The organism is Petrotoga sp. 9T1HF07.CasAA.8.2, assembly GCF_002895585.1.
Lineage (GTDB): Bacteria > Thermotogota > Thermotogae > Petrotogales > Petrotogaceae > Petrotoga > Petrotoga mobilis.
The window spans coordinates 54698-72096 of the sequence record NZ_AZRI01000004.1 but is presented as its reverse complement, the minus strand read 5'-3'; the positions used below and the strand labels follow the sequence as shown (position 1 = coordinate 72096).

Genomic DNA, 17399 nt, shown 5'->3' with positions numbered 1-17399 from the left:
TCGAATGCCTCCTTAAACTTAAAATTTAACTTTTATATTTAATTATACCATAATATCGTTCAATTAAAAAATTCAGATTTCAAATCCCTTGTCATTAATTCGTAAATAGCCGTTTTAGGATCTACACCTTCATATAATACTTGATAGATTTTTGAAGCTATGGGCATTTCAATTTCTTTTTCCTTTGCGTCGTTATACACAGCTTTAGCCGTGTAAACGCCTTCTGCTACCATAACCATCTGTTCCAATATTGTTTTTAGACTCATACCTTTTGAAAGCATTTCTCCAACGTACCGATTCCTGCTATGTGAGCTAGTGCATGTTACAACAAGATCTCCAATTCCCGCTAACCCCATGAACGTTTCTTTCTTTCCTCCATAATACGTTCCATACCTAATAATTTCAACCAAAGATCGGGTAATTAGGGCAGCTTTTGTGTTATCCCATTTCCCAAATCCATCTATTATACCCGCACCTATTGCATATATATTTTTTATAGCACCACTGATTTCTACTCCTATCAAATCATTGTTAGTATACACCCTAAAAGTTTCACTGCTAAAAATTTCCTGTATATATTTGTTGACCTGATCATCTATACCACCAATTACAACTGATGTAGGTACATTTTCTGCTACTTCTTCCGCATGACTTGGACCGCTAAGAGTACAATAATTAAATCCTGATAGGTATTCCTCAAAAATTTTACTTGGTATTTTTCGGTTGTTAATTTCTATACCTTTTGATAGATTGACAAAAATAACCTCTTTATTTATAAGAGAGCTCTTGTGAATTTTGCTTAATACCTCTGATATATGTTGAACAGGGACGGCTAAAATTACAATTTGTGCATTAGTTAAGCTTTCATTTATATCCCCTTCAACATTAATATCATTTGATGGAAGTTTTAGGGTAGGCAGATATCGGGGATTGCGTCCTTCTTTTATTTCTTGTAAGAGTTTTTTATCTCTATCCCAAATTGTTACTTTTTGATTATTATCGACTAAATGCTTCGATATAGCGGTTCCCCAACTACCCGCACCCAAAACCGTTATATGAGGCATTAATTTTCCAGCTCCTTGGCGATTGTATTCACAGCTTCTTTAACAGAAGGGGTTCTGTAAGCTTTTGCTATATCGTCTAGTTTTACTAACCATCCTTCTCTCATTCTGATGACATTCACAAAGTAACTTTGAATATACCCCTCGTCTTCAGAATAAACCTTCACTAAATATTCCGAACCATCTATTTTAGTGTAGACATCTTTTATAACTATAACCATGTCACTACTGGATTTTTTTAGTCCAACCAGAGATTGTAATTTATCAAAATCTACTTTCTTAATTTTCTCATGAGGCAAATCTAATTCCCCTTCTAGCAATCTTTTTATGTTTTTTTTGAACCTTTTTCGTGCTATTAATAAATACTTTTTTCTACCTTCACTTTCCCATTTTTTTTCATATCTAGTTTTGAATGGCAATTGCTGAACTTCGGCAATATTTTTTACTTCAAAGCATCCGTTGCTTGTGAATTTTTCTTCAACATCAGAAGCATAGACAAAATCGTCGGTTGTTAAAGTTAATTCACCATCTACTTCTAATACCGACGATAATGTGTCTATGAATTTTTCGTCAAAAAGACGGTTTTTTGAATGTTTGCTTTTTGGCCATGGGCATGGGAAATTAACTATTACTTTATTAACAGAGTTATCACAAAAAAATTCCCTAAGAGCGAATTTTGCATCTTCAAGAATTATTTGTATGTTGTTTAAATTATTTTGAAAGATTTTGCTTTTTATTTTGCTACAAGAAGTTAGGGATGTTTCTATTCCTATATAATTATACTTGTTGTTCTCTTTAGCTAAATTTACTAAAAACTCTCCACCACCGAATCCAATTTCTACTATTAACTTATTACTGTTTCCAAAAACCTTATTCCATTCGATAGGATAACTTTTTACATCTTTTGTATTTATTTGATACTTTTGTAAAAAAGAATACGAATTCAAAATTTCAATACCTCCCAAAAAAGGGGGTTATAATCTTTTTGATTATAAAATTTATGGATCACTCGTTTACTGGTGAACTTTCTGGTGCCATTTCGCCTAAATATTTTTTAACCTTTAAATGTAATTTCGATTTTTTCCTTGCTGCGTAATTTTTATGTACAGCACCATGTGATTTCGCAGTGTCAATAATTTTAAAAGACTTGCTTAATAACTGCATCAATTCTTCTCTTTCGGCATTTTCATGTATTTTCTTGTCTATTTCCTTAGAAATTTCCTTGATCCTCTTTTGATATCCGCGATTTTTTTGTCTTCTTTGTTCTGATTGTCTAACCCTTTTTTCTGCTGATTTTTTATTTGGCAATTTTTTAAATACCTCCTCAACTTTTATTATTCGTCCTGTAACCCTTTTAAAATCAAAATCTTTTTTGAAAGTTATTTATTTCTAAAACCTGCTTTAGCGCCCCTTTGCCCGTACGTTAAGGGGCAAGCCCCTTAAGATCCCCAAGTTCAAAATCATAGTTTTTTGCATAAAACGGCAAAAAAACATAGTTTGCATACTACAGCAAACTAAATTACAAACCTAATGCTGCTTTCAATTCCTTAACTTTATCCAATCTCTCCCAGGGAAATTCTACATCTTTTCTCCCGAAATGTCCGTAAGCAGCAGTCTTTTGGTAAATAGGTTGTAAAAGATTTAAGTTACTAATTATAGCGGCAGGCCTAAAATCAAAAATCTCTTTTACAACTTTATATATCTTTTCTTCGTCGACTTTTGCAGTACCTTTTGTGTCAATATTTATTGAAACAGGTTGAGCAACACCAATGGCGTAAGACAGTTGAATTAAAACTTCATCTGCAGCCCCGCTTGCCACCAAATTTTTGGCTACATATCTTGCCATATAAGTAGCGGATCTATCTACTTTGGTAGGATCTTTTCCTGAAAAGGCTCCTCCACCGTGTGGTGCCCAGCCACCATATGTATCAACGATTATCTTCCTTCCTGTGAGACCTGTATCAGCTTGAGGACCTCCAATCACAAATCTTCCTGTAGGATTGACAAGAATTTTTGTGTTTTTTGTAAAAAGATTTTCGGGTATCACCGGGGTTATTACATGTTCTTTTATTGCTTCTTCTAACTCTTGTCTATTTATATCAGGAGAATGCTGAGCAGAAATAAGTACAGTTTCAACGCCCACCGGGTTATTATTTTCATCGTATTCTACCGTTACTTGGGTTTTACCATCAGGCCTTAAAAAATCTAAAGTATTAGATTTTCGAACATCAGCCAATCTTTTTGCAAGTCTGTGAGCTAATAGAATAGGTAAAGGCATATAAGCATCAGTTTCGTTTGTGGCATATCCAAACATAATGCCCTGGTCTCCTGCTCCTATCTTCTCAAAAGGATCTTCCTTTTCTTTTGATTTAACTTCGAAGGATCTGTCAACCCCTAGGGCTATATCAGGTGATTGCTCTTCAATAGAAGTAATTACAGCGCATGTTTCGCCATCAAATCCAAATTTAGCTCTGTTATAACCTATATCTAAAATAGTATTCCTGACAAGCGTTGGAACATCTATATATGCCGAGGTTCTAACTTCACCTGTAACTACAACTAGCCCCCTTGTCACCAAAGTTTCCACAGCACATCGGGCATTCATCTTATTTTCTTCAGGTTCTTTTTCCAGTATAGCATCAAGTATAGTATCAGAAATTTGATCACAGATTTTATCTGGGTGACCTTCAGTTACACTTTCACTGGTAAAGAGCATTTTTTTCACTTTTTAGCCTCCTTAATTTCTTCGAGTTTTTCGACGGATTACAGATTATCTTTAGAATTCCACGAGCTATATTATATCAAAAAAATCAAATTTCTCAAGTGAATAAAACTCTTACATTGTTAAATTTTAAAAATAGAATTAACATTTCCTATGGTTTTATGAATTTCAATTTATAAACTTTTTCGTTACCCCATATGTCTTCTAAAACGATTTCTCCATTTAATGTCGTAGATGTTCCATATGAAAATGCAGAAAAGTCATTGATAACTATTGGAGATAAATATTCATCAGAGTACATTTTCAACCAATATATGGAAGATGTAGAACCATATCCAAATACAGCATCGGCTTTATATATTTCGGATTCTTTGATCTGACTAAAATCCAACTTATAAGTTAAAATCCCATTGATATACATCGATACTTTTTTAGGAAGAATAGTGGAGTTATTTCCTAATTTTTCTCTTACTCTAATGTCTATCCGGGGGTAGTTACCTGTGTACTCTACAACGGTTTCTCCATTTTCTGTAACCTCAAAATACTTATTATTGGATCTAATGTTCATTAATTCCAAAGATTTATCCCTTTGTTCATGATATTCTAAAAACTCAAGGGGATCGTAATTGACGAATTCATCTCCGGTTTGTTTTAAAACCTCAAAATGTAGGTGTGGAGCAATAGCTTCCCCTGTATCTCCTGAATAGGCTATAATCTCATTTAAGTTTATTGGAATTTCATCTTTAGGAAATATAATTTCTATCTTTTGATTTCCAAACTCGTTTTGAACTAATTGGGTATATTTAGATATTTTATCAGAGAAAACACTTAAGTGGGCATAACCACTAATTAAATCGGAGTCTTCATGGTATAAAAATATTGCATTACCGTAGAGAGGATCATTTAGCCATATCTTATATAGAGAACCTTCAGCTGCCGCATAAACAGTCTCTCCCTTTCTGTTAAAAGTAGAAAAATCTACTCCTAAATGAAAATGCGGATCCACGCCAGTATCTCTGTATTCACCAAAGGAAGCTGTTATGTATGAGTTTTTTATAGGTGGCTGAAATAGTTGAGAAATGGAAAAAACAGAAAATATTAGTATATACAAAAATATCAAAAAAGTTTTTTTCAAATTAATTCCCTCCAACATTTTCATAACATTATTTTGTAAAAATACTAGAAAACTACCCCTTCTTAAATGGGGGTAGTTTTTCTTTCTACTCATCTTTAGACGGTGGTTCTTGGAAAAGTTTAATATATTTCGAAGGTACCATCATTTTTACGGCATGTTTATAAACCAGTGATTGTTCACCGTTTTTTTCCAACAAAACAGTATAATCATCAAAAGATCTCACCACTCCACTTGTTTGAAATCCCCCTTCTAAATAGATTTTTACTTCTATCTTGTTAATCCTCAAAATATTCAAAAATCGGTCTTGTAAATTGAACTTTTCTGCCATGTTATCACCCCTCGCACAAGAAATTAAATAAATTCACTTAATATTTGATCTACTACCTCTTCTTGACTTGTTTTACTCAAATTGATCCACTTTGCACCTTCTATCTTACGAAAGTATATTATCTGTCTTCTGGCATAGTTACGAGTGTTTACTTTTATTTGGTGAACCATTTCATTAAAATCGATTTTCCCATATAAATATTGTACCACTTCTTTATAACCTATGGTGTTTAAAGCGTTAAGAGTTGTAGAATATCCTAAAGACAAGAGATTTCGCACCTCTTCTATCAAACCTTCATCGATCATTTGATGAACTCTTTTGTTAATCCTTTCGTGCAATTCTTGCCTTTCTCTATCTAGTACTATTATATGGTAATCAAAAGAATTTTCGTCTTGCCTATTTTCTTTTACAATTTCACCCATTTTTATACCTGTTATAACATAAATCTCTATGGCTCTAATGATCCTTTTCAAGTCGTTTGGATGAATCTTTTGAGCTCTTTGTGGATCCAAATCTACCAAAATCTTTCTTAAAACACCAGGATTATTTGTTTCTAATTTTCTTAAATAAGTCCTTAAACCATAGTCGGATTTTACATTCAAAAAACCTTTCCTCAGAGCATCAAGGTATAGGCCTGTCCCGCCGACTAAAACTGGTGTATTTCCTCTATTTAGTACTTCACCGATTTTTTTCTCTGCCAATTTTTTATAATCAAAAGCTGTAAAATGGGTCCGTGGATCTACTGAACCATACAAGTGATGTGGGACCAATTTTTTTGTTTCTTCATCAGGCATAGCGGTACCAATTATAAGATGGCTATAAATTTGTCTCGAATCCATACAAATTATTTCACCATTAATTCTTCTGGCTATCTCAATGGATATTTCTGTTTTTCCAACAGCCGTAGGACCTGCTATAACTAAAACTTTATTCACTTTTCAATCACTCCGAAAAATACTCCACTTTTTTTACTTCCGATTTTTTTATCGAAACTGTATAAATCCCATACACTGTCGTTAGAACGTGCTTTGATTACTACTTTTTTCTTAGCAATTTTAATCATCTTTTCTAAATCTTCTCGTGTTATTTTATCGTATCGGGCAAACTTCCTTAAAGGATTGATAGAGCTTGATTTGTATTGAGGATTCTCGAACATAGGATCACAATAAACAACATCGTAACTTCCTTCTTTTTGCTCGTCTAAAAAAATTTTATAATCAGAATTGATCACTTCGATTTTTTTTGAAGCTTCTTTCATCCAATTTTCTTTGTAGTCATAGTTTGTTATATTCTCTGCAACAACCGCATATATAGGAAAAGAAGCCTCTAAGCCCACTACTTTTTCACAAAAATATGACAGTAGTAAGGCATCACTTCCAAGGCCAAGGGTTAAATCAAGTATAATATCGTTTTTCTTCGGAGATACTGCGTTTATTAAATGATCGATTCCATTTTTTAAATAATTGTTTAACCTTATTTTGGAAACAGAAGGATGGAAAAATAATTTTCCATCCTCCCATTGAAAGTTCAGCGATAGCTTCTTATCTATTACAAAATAAAAATCCCCTTCGTTCATTCGGAGCTTATTTCTTTCTAAGTAAACACCACCGTATTTGTTGGCTAATTGCAACGCTTTTTCTACTTGTTTTTTATTTGGCTTATGGGAAGTTGTAAAGATCCATTTGGTGGAATTCTTCACCATCAATTATAACTCCTTTATCAGCTAATCTATTTTTTAAGTCCAAAAGGATTTGGTTTCTCTTCAAAATTTCATCATTCAGTTCTTTTTTTCTTTTTTCGATTTCATTGTATTGATCTTTTAAGTTGTAATACAAATCTATTTGTCTATATATTTGGAAAGAAACGAACCCCAATATAAATATCAAAGCGCTTAATAATAACAGTCGCAAAATGTTAGAAATATTTGGTTTTTTACGATCGAGCACCTGCTTTTTCTTATTTTTACTACTATCTAACTCAATAAATGGAATTGCTCTCACTTCCCAACTGAACCTTATGTTATCCTTTCAAACCGGTTCTTGCGATACCTTCTATGAAATATCTTTGCAAGAATATAAACAATATCACTATAGGTATCATAGTAAAAGTGGATGCCGCCATTAAAAGATTGTAAATCTCTCCCGCGTCGGTTCTAAAATTTTGTAATCCCACTGAAAGTGTTCTCATTTCAGGACTTTTAGTGACGATCAAAACCCATAAAAAGGCGTTCCAACTCCCTACAAATTTTAGTAGCGCCCCAGTTAAAATCGCAGGTCTACTAAGAGGAACCATCACGGTCCATAAAAATCGCCAACTTGAAGATCCGTCTATCTTAGCTGCGTCCCATAACTCGTTGGGTACCGTCATAAACTGCTGCCTGATCAAAAATATAGCAAAAACACTAATCACCCACGGAACGATCAGAGCATAGTAACTGTCTATCCAAGAAAATTTACTAATAGTTATATAATTGGGTACTAACAAAACCTCTCCTGGTATCATCATAGTCGCTAAAAAAGTTATAAAAATAAAATCCTTTCCCCAAAAATTAAGTTTTGAAAATGCAAAAGCAGCCATCGAGGCGAATATTATTTCTAAAACAGTGGTAACCAGAGAAACGAAAACCGTATTTATGTAGTACCGAGAAAATGGAGCTCCGTTCCATGCGTCCACATAATTTTGAAAAATATTACCTAATACCTGATTAAAAGAATATTCAACCTTTCCAGAAGGTACATCATCAAGCAACCAGATCGACGGTACATTTACTGTATACAATTCAATATTTGAATTGTTTTTGTACAAAATTTTATCAACAAACGCCGGTGCGCTTACAATAGTTGCTTTGGAGATCGTATCAATGAAAAACCTATCGAAATCTTTTAATATTTTATCATATTCTGCCCTTTTTTCCAATATCCTCCCAAACTCTTCTTCCTTACCTTGAATGTGTTCTATTAAAAAATTGTAATCAGATTCTGAGAGTACCGTCTTAGCTTGCTCAAGATTAGCCTGGTTCTGCGATAAAGTTCTAATAATGTTTGTGTATATTGAAAGGTTTCTAGGGTCATCTATTAAAGAATTACTTACATCATTTACGAAATCGTTCTCAAGATATGAAACGACTTCTTGATTCAAATTCTCAATATTTTTCTCGTCAGCCAATGAAATCACAATTTGTTTAAATGACTCTGGATATGCTGTTTGCTGGATACCTTCGATGATATTCTGATACTTTGTTTCTTTCGTAGGAACGTCAAATATTATGTTTACATCTTCAAATGTTATATTTTGTTCCTCACCATATTTTTCGTTAAAATACATAAAGAAAGTTAAAGTGTTGATATCTTTCATAATGGGTTCGTAAATATTTCTTTGAATCAAAGTATTGGTGTTAGATAGGATTTCATCTTCAAAAGTTTGAATCTCCGATAAAAAATCGGCAAGTAAATTGATTAATTGTTCTACCTCACTTTGGCTAATTATTCTCAATTCTGCTGGATAAGAAGACAATTTTGAATTCAATTCGTCGGCTTTCAATTTTATCGTTCCCAAATAATCTGAAAATATTTCTTTACTTCTTGTAATACTTTCTATTTGACTTTCTGTCATATTTGGGTTCGTTCTAAAATACGGCAAGATGTTGATAGTTCTTTCGAGCGTTATATCTATAAAATTCTGAACTTTGCTTATACTTTGTTGTATCCTTCTTATAGTAGTGGTCTGTTTAAAATAACCATCTTCTTGGGAAAAAAGAGTAAAATAAATACTTTCAAACGTTTCAAGAGAATAATCTTCTACAGCAAATAAGCTTGATAAATCTTCTCTTAATTCAATATTTGAAATATAATCGTAGATATCAGACATCATATAATCGACACTTGCTTGATCTGTATAATTTATCTCGTTAAAAGAGAGTTGTACCCTTCCCCTGCTTACATAGTCCCCGTCTATTTCATAGACCATTTTGTAAGGGTTGTAACTCTCTTGGGCTGATAAAGTTCTAAATTCAGCTAAACTTAAGCCTGTCCGTGGGGAAGGCTTTGAAGGGGTTAATTTTAAATTTAAACCCCATTCACTCTGAAAATTTTTTGTTGTCCATGTTGGAGGCCACATGTTGATTTCACTACTTGTTTTCAAAGAGGTCATTATCATCCATGCAAAAGGCAAGAGCATAACTATGGCGCCACCTGCTAACAATAAGTAAACTATCAAAGTCCAAAGTGTTTTAATAAACTTTGAATAATTCAAGTATAATTTCCTCCTTTAGGATTCATAATGTATTCTACTTCTGCTACTTCTCATCTGAAGGATTGTAAACAATAGAATAATCCCAAAAAGTACGTAAGCAGCAGCACTAGCTCTTCCCATCCTTTGTTGAACGTAGAACATATCATACACATAGTAAACCATTGTCATCCCACTGTTGTTGTAAGGTCCAGGCATACCTACATAGAGTATGAAAATCTCATCGAAGACTTTAAATGCCCCGATCATAGCAACTATGATTATAAAGTAAGTTGTGGGAGACAATAAAGGTAAGGTGATAAACTGAAATTTTTGAAAAGGTGTGGCTCCATCAACTTCAGCAGCTTCGTAGTAAGCTTTATCAATATTTTGCAGGCCTGCCAAAAAGATGATCGCGTAATATCCTACCATTTTCCATATAGATATTATGGCAACGGTAGGAATCGTAAACTTCTGATCTTTAAGCCATGGAGTTTTTGAAAAACCTATTTGAGTTAAAATATAATTTAATAAACCATTGTCGTTGAATATCCATTGCCAAACTAGAGAAATTGCCACTACACTTGTTACAAAAGGAATAAAATAAACCGTTCTAAAAAAAGTCTTGCCATATAATTTTCTATTCAACAATAAGGCTATTAACAAAGCAAACAGAATAGTAATAGGCGTGGAAAGTAGAACATAATAAGTCGTATTCCATATTGCTTTGATGAACAATGACTGTTCCTTTGCTAAGCTCAAAAACCTTATAATTTCGGGGACTCCCAACGAGTAAAAGGCTATCCATAATCCGATGAACGTGATTATTCGAAGAAAAATTTTATTGGACATTTGATCGGCAAAGTGTAAAGATAATAAAATCGTGTAAACCACAACGAGAACTAAGGCGCTCACTACATTAAGATACTGTATTGAATTAATAGTTAACAAAGAAATTATTCCCAATATACTCATACAAACAATTAAATATTTTTGCCGAGGGGTTTTTATCTTTTTTAGGTCAAAGATCAAATGAATGATAAAAATAGCGGTCATAAAGATTAGAAGTGTATTGAAAAATGCTTCGTTGAATGTTATATTCACAGGTTGATTTAACTTAAATAATTCTATATAATTCTGAAACCCAATGAAAATTGGATTACCTTGATTTTGGAAATCCCACTTAAAAAAACTCAGATAGAAAGAATAAAAAATAGGCCAAAAAACAAATATCCCTAGAATCACAAAAGAAGGTAATAAATACAAATAAGCTGAAATGCTTTCTTTAACTTTCCTGTACTTAACAGGTTTTAAATATCTTTTCGAAAACATTCTGACTAAAAGCAAGGATAAGACGATCAATAAAACATAAAAAATGATGGCGTATTCCGCTTTTAACAATATTTTCTGCCTCCCGCTGTTTAGTTAAATCTAGTTGTACCTTTGGTATATTTCGACTAACTTTTTCAACGTTTGTTCAAAAGGCGCTTTTTCTTCTATTCTCTGTGTTAAAAAATTATTTATATTTTCTATTTCTTCCAAAGCAATATCTACTTTTTTATTGCTTCCCTTCTTATACGCACCAACTTCGATTAAATCCTTGGAATTCATATAACTTGCGTAAATATCTCTAATAAACATTGCTGCTTTAAGGTGTTTTTCATCTACTACTTCTTTCATCAACCTACTTACACTGGAAAGGATATCTATTGGGGGATAATGCGAAGAATCTGCGAGGCTTCTTGAAAGAACAATATGACCATCGACTATACTTCTTACAGCGTCACCAATTGGATCGTTCATATCATCGGCTTCAACCAGTACGGTGTAGATAGCGGTCATACTTCCTTTTTGTGAGTTACCAGCTCTTTCTAAAATTTTTGGCATATTTGCAAAGACGCTGGGTGTGTATCCTCTGGTGGTTGGTGGTTCACCTATGGAAAGTCCAATCTCTCTTTGAGCCATAGCCCATCTAGTGATTGAATCGACCATCATTAAAACATTGTAACCTAAATCTCTAAAATACTCTGCGATAGTGGTGGCTGTGTAAAGAGCTTTTACTCTTAGTAGAGCAGGTGAGTCTGAAGTTGAAACAATCAAAACAGATTTTTTCAATCCTTCTTCCCCAAGATCTTTTTCAATAAAATCTTTAACTTCTCTTCCCCTCTCTCCTATCAACCCAATGACGTTAATATCTGCTTCGGTATTCCTGGCTATCATTCCCAGTAAGGTACTTTTTCCTACACCGCTTCCTGCCATTATTCCAATTCTTTGACCTTTACCAAGGGTTAAAAAAGCATCGATTGCCCTTACTCCTACAGATAAAGGTTCTTTAATTCTGTTTCTTAAAAGAGGGTTGGGGGCAGATCTATATATACTTTTACTTTCGTAACTCTTTACTTTTGAACCATCCATAGGCCTTCCTAAACCATCCAACACGTGTCCTAAAAGTTCTGAGCTAATTTTCACATTGATTTTACTATCTACTCTTTCTACCGGCGCCCCCACATAGATACCACTTACATCCTCTAATGGCATTAAAAGCACTTTGTTATCGGAAAAACCTACGGTTTCTGCAAAAATCTTTGAACCATCTTTCAATTTTATCCTACATAGATCCCCCAAAGCCACACTGGGACCAATTGATTCAATAGTAACACCTACTATCCTACTAATTTTACCTTCTAGTTCAAATAAAGGTCTATTTTTTAATTTATCAGTAAAATAAGCTAAAGATGAAGAAAAATCATTTATTTGCATTTATAGCTTCCTCCACCATGTTCAAAATATCTTCAAAAAATGTTTGAGGAGTTAGGTCGAATATTCCTTGATCTGTTTCCAAAACTATTTGATTATCTTGTAAAGAAGGGTCTTCAACTATATAAAAAAAATCAGAAAACCTGTCTCTTATTAAATTTGCGTATTCTTTATTGAAAGAAGGACTTAGTTTAATTTTAGAATTTTTCATTGATGAAAGCTTCTTTTCAAAATTTTGAAAAATAATTTCTACCCACTGAGGAAAATCAAACTTTTCTTTAAAATATCTTTCGACGACAGCCTTGATAGTGTTTTCACAGAAATTTAAACTCTGCTGTGACAACTCTTTGATATAAATATCATACTCTTTTGAAATCCTTTGAATTTGGGCTCTAACCTTTTTCAGTTCTTCTTCGAGCGTCTTCTTCCTCTCTTCTACGTATTTAATTTGATCTTCCTTTAATCTTTTAGCTTCTAATTCTGCATTTTCAATGATTTTTTGACTCGTAATTTTTGCGTTTTCAATTATCTTTTGAGCTTCTTTTTGGGCATCTGACTCAATAGCCTCTTTTAATTTATCTTTTTCTCTTTTATTTTCTTCATATTGTGTTTGTTCTATTTCTTCTACGGATAATTCGAAGGTTTTATCTAAAACAACGAATTTATTATTTACGATTCTTTTATTCAATCAATTCTTCACCTGCCCCGCCACCAGCTATAATAATTTCACCAGACTCTTCAAGTTTTCTGATTACATTGATGATTCTCTGCTGTGCCTCATCTACATCCCTGACTCTAACAGGTCCCATAAAATCCAATTCTTCTTTTATAATCTGTGAAGCCCTTTTAGACATGTTTTTAAAGATGGTATTTTTAACTTCTTCGCTAGAACCTTTTAATGCAATTGTTAAATCCTTGCTATCTACCTCACGAAGTATTCTTTGTATTGATCTATCGTCCAACTTGACAATATCTTCAAAAACAAACATTCTTCTTCTAATTTCATCCGACAGTTTGGGGTCTCTTTCTGAAAGCTTTTCAAATATATTATTGCTGACCGCTCTATCGATGTTATTCATTATTTCCGCGGTGATATCGATCCCGCCAACCTGAGAAAAAGTTTGAACGGTGAAGGCAGAAAGACGATCCTTTAGCCTACTTTCTATCTCTTTTACGATATCCGGATTGGCAGAATCCATTGTAGAAATTCTTTTTATCACGTCTAGTTGTAAAGATTCAGGTAGTTCAGAAATAACTTGAGAAGCTGCTTGAGGTGGAAGATAACATAATATAAGTGCTACTGTCTGTGGATGTTCATTTTGTAACACATTAACCATCTGTGAAACATCCACTTTTCTTAAAAATTCAAAAGGTTTAACCTGCAAATTAGAAACCAATCTGTCTATTATATCTATGGCTTTTTCTGGTCCAAAAGTTTTTTCCAGAAGATTTCTTGCATATTCAACGCCACCAGTGTTGATGTAATCTTTTGCTTTTATGTATTCTCCAAATTCATCCATAACTGCCTGTTTTGTTTTTTCATCAATCTTGTCCAAATTTGCTATTTCTAAAGTTAACTGTTCTACTTCTTCTTCGTCTAGCTTTTTTAATATTTTACTTGCCCTTTCTGGACCTAAGAGTACCAATAATATAGCGGATTTTTTTAAGCCATCTAATTCTTTACCCTTTTCAGCCATTTAAAGCAACCCCTTTTGACAATTAACGAGTTTTAAGCCAAGATTTAATGATATCCGCGACCTCATCTGGATTATTTTCCGCTAAAGCAGCAATCTCCCTAAATCTCTCTTGTTCAGGTGAAACTTCTTCAACCTCAACACCTCTTTCTTTCATCGCTTCTTCAACTCTTGATTCTAATTGCCGCTTTCTTTCTTCAACGAGTTGTGAAGCCTTTCTAACTCTGCGAGCCCTCGCAATTAGGATGACAAGCATCATAACGAATGCGATCACAATTATAGCAATTACAATATTAGTGATTCTTTGTCTTCTGAGTTGTAATTGATATTCAATATCTGCTCTCATCGCTTCCAAATCCCTATTGAACTGTATATCAACTAAAGAGATATTATCTTCAGGTGTGCCAATAGCTGTAGCAACAGCTGTTTTAATTTGAGACCTCAGCTCTTGACTATCGCCTACTTTACTGTTTTGGAAATCAATAAAAAGTGTTATGCTTTTATTAGAAATTTCTCCATTTTTATCTTCAATAGTTCTTGTATAAATCTCATTTACATCGTAGTTGGTTATCACATCTGAGCTGCTGTAATAATTTCCTGTACTCGTAGGCGTTTGATAAGTATACGGGGGGATGTTGGAATCAACACCAGGTACACCACCAGAGGTTGGAGAAGAACTACTCTGTTCAGTCTTAGTCTGTTGACTTAAAATTATTCCATTTTCATCTACAACCGGTTCGACCATTCTTTGCTCTTCTTCTATTTTTTGCCAATTTAACTCTATCTCGGGAACCACAACAACATTCCCCAAACCAAAGACTGATTGTAAACCGCTTTCTACTTTTTCTTTATAATATCTCTCAATCTCAGCTTTTAACTTAAATTTAGTATCGGCACTTCCAATATCTTCTCCCAAAGCAATCTGAGCGCTCAAATCGTTCGAAAAATTGTCCACTACTTTTATGTTCTCAGGTTGCAACCCAGCAACTGCTCCAGCAACTAAATTAATTATCCCTTTAATTTGGCTTGAAGTTACACTCGCCCCAGGATTCAACACTAACAAAACAGATGCAGAAGGTTTTGGACTTTCACCAACTTGATAGTAAGTTCTAGGAGGAATAACCAAATGAACACGAGCACTTTGTACCGAGTCCATAGAAGCTATACTCCTAGACAGCTCACCTTCCAAAGCGATCTGATAGTTGACCTGCTTATCGTAACTGGTGGCTCCAAAACCTTGATTTTGAAGAAGTTCATAACCTTGAAGATTATAACCTAACGAACCCTCACTGGCTAATCTCATTCTCAACTCTGACACATTCTGATTCGCAACGTAAATATTCCCAAAATCATCTACTTTGTATTCTACACCCATTTCTTCCAACTTTGTTACAATATTACCCGCATTTGCTTGATCTAAACCTCCAATAAAAAATTCATAATTTTTCCTTGAAAGCAATATTGAAAAGAATACTATCAACGCAACGACAGTAATTAACAAAACTATATAGTTTCGTTTTTTTCTATCTTCTAGATTTTTCCACCAGTCTCTTATTTGTTGCAAATACTTTTCCATAGGGGCATCCCTTCCTGAGGCATTTTTTAAAAGGCTAATCTAAAACCTAGATTTATAGAAGTTTGGTAAATTTCGTAACCCATAAACAGGTCTAAGTTGTAAATTGAAAAATAACTGGAAAGCAATAAAGTATCAGCATTAATTAATATTTTTGTGGTCCAATTATCAGTTAATTCGTGTTTGTAAATTAACTCAGGATTTTCAGGCCCTTTAAGAATAAAGTTTTGCCACGGCAAACCTATCCGGAAAACAACGTCGTCGGGAACGGTTTTACCTTCTATGCCAAAGCCAAAATTCGTTCTAGGCACATACAAAAAGGTATATCCGTAATCTGTTTTTATATTTGTAAAATCAGATTCTTGGATTTGTTTTAGTGGAAGTTCTAAACCAACATTTCCGTATATTTCAAATTTTCTATATGCAAGGCCGGCTTCAAAATCCGTATTTATTCTGTCTTCTTCACCTTCTGGAAAATAAAATACTCTACCTCCTATAAAATAAGGTGAATATATTTTTGAGTTAGAATAATTTTGTTGGGCTCTTTTTACCTTCTCGTAGTATGCTTCACCACCAGGAGACACTTTCCCTGCCATAACAGCGGTAGGTCCATCATGGTATGCTATAATCTGCAACCTTTCGTCATCAAAAAGCCGTCGAAGATACCCATGGTATTCTAAAGCGCCTTTTAAATTGTCATACGGATCAAATAAATTATAAACGTGTAAATCTACCCCAGTTGGATTTTTCAATTGAAGTAGCCCCATCGCTTTAGAAGATGAAATAGCATGGGTATAATTAGATGATTCTACAACCATTTGGCCACCTATCAAAGTCCGCGGCTGAGACCACACACTTTCTAGCAATTTATTAGAATCCATTATCGGATATTTGTTAATCGAATAAAACTCAATCCCAAATTCTCCGTTGGAATTAGAATTGTATTCAAAATAGGTATTCGGTTTCATAAAAAAGTAATCGTAAACTTCATAATAAGAAAAGAACAAAATTGGCAAAAATATAAAAATTGCCAACAAAACAAAAGACTTCAAAAGATCACCTTCTAAAAGATATCTACTAGGTCCATGATGATCTCAGCTATATTTTCGCCTGTTTTTTCTGCAATCTTCAAAACTTCTTCTGCACTAACTTCTTTCAATTGCTCAGGAACAGCTTTATCAGTTATAGCGGTGATACCCAAAATCTCCATACCAGCATGTTTTGCAACTATAGCCTCTGGTACAGTCGACATCCCGACCAAATCGGCGCCAAAATTTCTCATCATAGCCATTTCAGCAGGTGTTTCAAATGTAGGACCGCTTAAACCTAAATATACACCAGAATATACTCTAATATTAAGTTTTTTAGCAGATTTAAAGGCTTCTTGCACCAAAGATTTCGAGTAAACTTCCGTCATATCTGGAAATCTAGGACCCCAATCATCGAAATTTGGTCCAATCAAGGGGTTGTCACCAAAAAAGTTGATGTGATCCGTGATTATACACGGTACACCCACTTCAAAATCAGGATTTAATGTTCCTGCTGCGTTAGTCAATACAAGAGTTTCAATACCTAATTCTTGCATTACACGTATTGGAAAGGTAACCTCTTTCATAGTGTACCCTTCGTAGTAATGAAATCTTCCATTCATAAGTAACGTATCTTTACCCTTTAAACTCCCTATCATTAATTCGCCTTTATGGCCTGGAGCGGTAGAGCGGGGGAAGTTAGGAATATCAGAATAAGGGATTGCTAGGGCATCTTCTAAATTTTGTGAAATTTTCCCTAATCCAGACCCTAAAACGATCGCAATTCTGGGCTTTTTCGTGGTTTTTTCTTGAATATACTTAGCTGCTTCTCTCACTTTTGATACGTACTGTTCAATATCCATGTAATATTAGC

17 protein-coding genes are annotated in these 17399 nt (G+C 33.9%); all 17 read right to left on the bottom strand.

The window, feature by feature from the left end; genetic code table 11:
* Positions 1 to 59 precede the first annotated feature (59 nt).
* Positions 60 to 1064 carry an NAD(P)H-dependent glycerol-3-phosphate dehydrogenase gene (locus X925_RS00540; protein WP_121958836.1) on the bottom strand — a complete coding sequence of 335 codons (1005 nt, stop codon included), beginning with the start codon at positions 1062 to 1064 and terminating at the stop codon, positions 60 to 62.
* Positions 1064 to 2008 (bottom strand): tRNA (guanosine(46)-N7)-methyltransferase TrmB, encoded by a 945-nt coding sequence (trmB, locus tag X925_RS00535; protein WP_158245376.1) that lies wholly within the window; start codon positions 2006 to 2008, stop codon positions 1064 to 1066. The genes X925_RS00540 and trmB overlap by 1 nt, the downstream gene beginning before the upstream one ends.
* Before the next feature lie 58 nt (positions 2009 to 2066).
* Entirely contained in the window at positions 2067 to 2369 is a 303-nt protein-coding gene (gene rpsT / locus X925_RS00530; protein ID WP_012209187.1) for a 30S ribosomal protein S20, read from the bottom strand.
* A gap of 211 nt (positions 2370 to 2580) precedes the next feature.
* On the bottom strand, positions 2581 to 3777 hold the full coding sequence (metK, locus tag X925_RS00525) for a methionine adenosyltransferase (protein ID WP_121958875.1): 1197 nt from the start codon (positions 3775 to 3777) through the stop codon (positions 2581 to 2583).
* A gap of 157 nt (positions 3778 to 3934) precedes the next feature.
* On the bottom strand, positions 3935 to 4918 hold the full coding sequence (locus tag X925_RS00520; RefSeq protein WP_012209185.1) for a M23 family metallopeptidase: 984 nt from the start codon (positions 4916 to 4918) through the stop codon (positions 3935 to 3937).
* 85 nt (positions 4919 to 5003) lie between these two features.
* Entirely contained in the window at positions 5004 to 5246 is a 243-nt protein-coding gene (hfq, locus tag X925_RS00515) for an RNA chaperone Hfq (protein WP_121515201.1), read from the bottom strand.
* Between the two features lie 23 nt (positions 5247 to 5269).
* Positions 5270 to 6181 carry a tRNA (adenosine(37)-N6)-dimethylallyltransferase MiaA gene (gene miaA / locus X925_RS00510; RefSeq protein ID WP_121958834.1) on the bottom strand — a complete coding sequence of 304 codons (912 nt, stop codon included), beginning with the start codon at positions 6179 to 6181 and terminating at the stop codon, positions 5270 to 5272.
* On the bottom strand, positions 6178 to 6948 hold the full coding sequence (locus tag X925_RS00505) for a class I SAM-dependent methyltransferase (RefSeq protein WP_012209182.1): 771 nt from the start codon (positions 6946 to 6948) through the stop codon (positions 6178 to 6180). The genes miaA and X925_RS00505 overlap by 4 nt, the downstream gene beginning before the upstream one ends.
* Entirely contained in the window at positions 6905 to 7246 is a 342-nt protein-coding gene (locus tag X925_RS00500) for a hypothetical protein (RefSeq protein ID WP_041534112.1), read from the bottom strand. The genes X925_RS00505 and X925_RS00500 overlap by 44 nt, the downstream gene beginning before the upstream one ends.
* 19 nt (positions 7247 to 7265) lie before the next feature.
* On the bottom strand, positions 7266 to 9497 hold the full coding sequence (locus X925_RS00495) for a carbohydrate ABC transporter permease (protein ID WP_199171448.1): 2232 nt from the start codon (positions 9495 to 9497) through the stop codon (positions 7266 to 7268).
* A 15-nt stretch (positions 9498 to 9512) separates the two neighbouring features.
* The gene (locus X925_RS00490; RefSeq protein WP_121958833.1) at positions 9513 to 10874 is read right to left on the bottom strand and encodes a carbohydrate ABC transporter permease; all 1362 of its coding nucleotides are present in this window, start codon (positions 10872 to 10874) and stop codon (positions 9513 to 9515) included.
* Positions 10875 to 10904: 30 nt separating this feature from the next.
* Positions 10905 to 12233: a FliI/YscN family ATPase gene (locus tag X925_RS00485; RefSeq protein WP_121958832.1), complete on the bottom strand. Its 1329-nt coding sequence runs from the start codon at positions 12231 to 12233 to the stop codon at positions 10905 to 10907.
* On the bottom strand, positions 12220 to 12918 hold the full coding sequence (locus tag X925_RS00480; RefSeq protein WP_012209178.1) for a hypothetical protein: 699 nt from the start codon (positions 12916 to 12918) through the stop codon (positions 12220 to 12222). The genes X925_RS00485 and X925_RS00480 overlap by 14 nt, the downstream gene beginning before the upstream one ends.
* On the bottom strand, positions 12911 to 13927 hold the full coding sequence (gene fliG / locus X925_RS00475; protein WP_121515197.1) for a flagellar motor switch protein FliG: 1017 nt from the start codon (positions 13925 to 13927) through the stop codon (positions 12911 to 12913). The genes X925_RS00480 and fliG overlap by 8 nt, the downstream gene beginning before the upstream one ends.
* A 22-nt stretch (positions 13928 to 13949) precedes the next feature.
* Complete coding sequence (gene fliF / locus X925_RS00470; protein ID WP_121515196.1) at positions 13950 to 15500, bottom strand: flagellar basal-body MS-ring/collar protein FliF; 1551 nt, start codon at positions 15498 to 15500, stop codon at positions 13950 to 13952.
* A gap of 26 nt (positions 15501 to 15526) precedes the next feature.
* Entirely contained in the window at positions 15527 to 16549 is a 1023-nt protein-coding gene (locus X925_RS00465; RefSeq protein WP_012209175.1) for a lytic transglycosylase domain-containing protein, read from the bottom strand.
* An 11-nt stretch (positions 16550 to 16560) separates the two neighbouring features.
* Positions 16561 to 17388: a purine-nucleoside phosphorylase gene (locus X925_RS00460; protein WP_012209174.1), complete on the bottom strand. Its 828-nt coding sequence runs from the start codon at positions 17386 to 17388 to the stop codon at positions 16561 to 16563.
* Positions 17389 to 17399 lie beyond the last annotated feature (11 nt).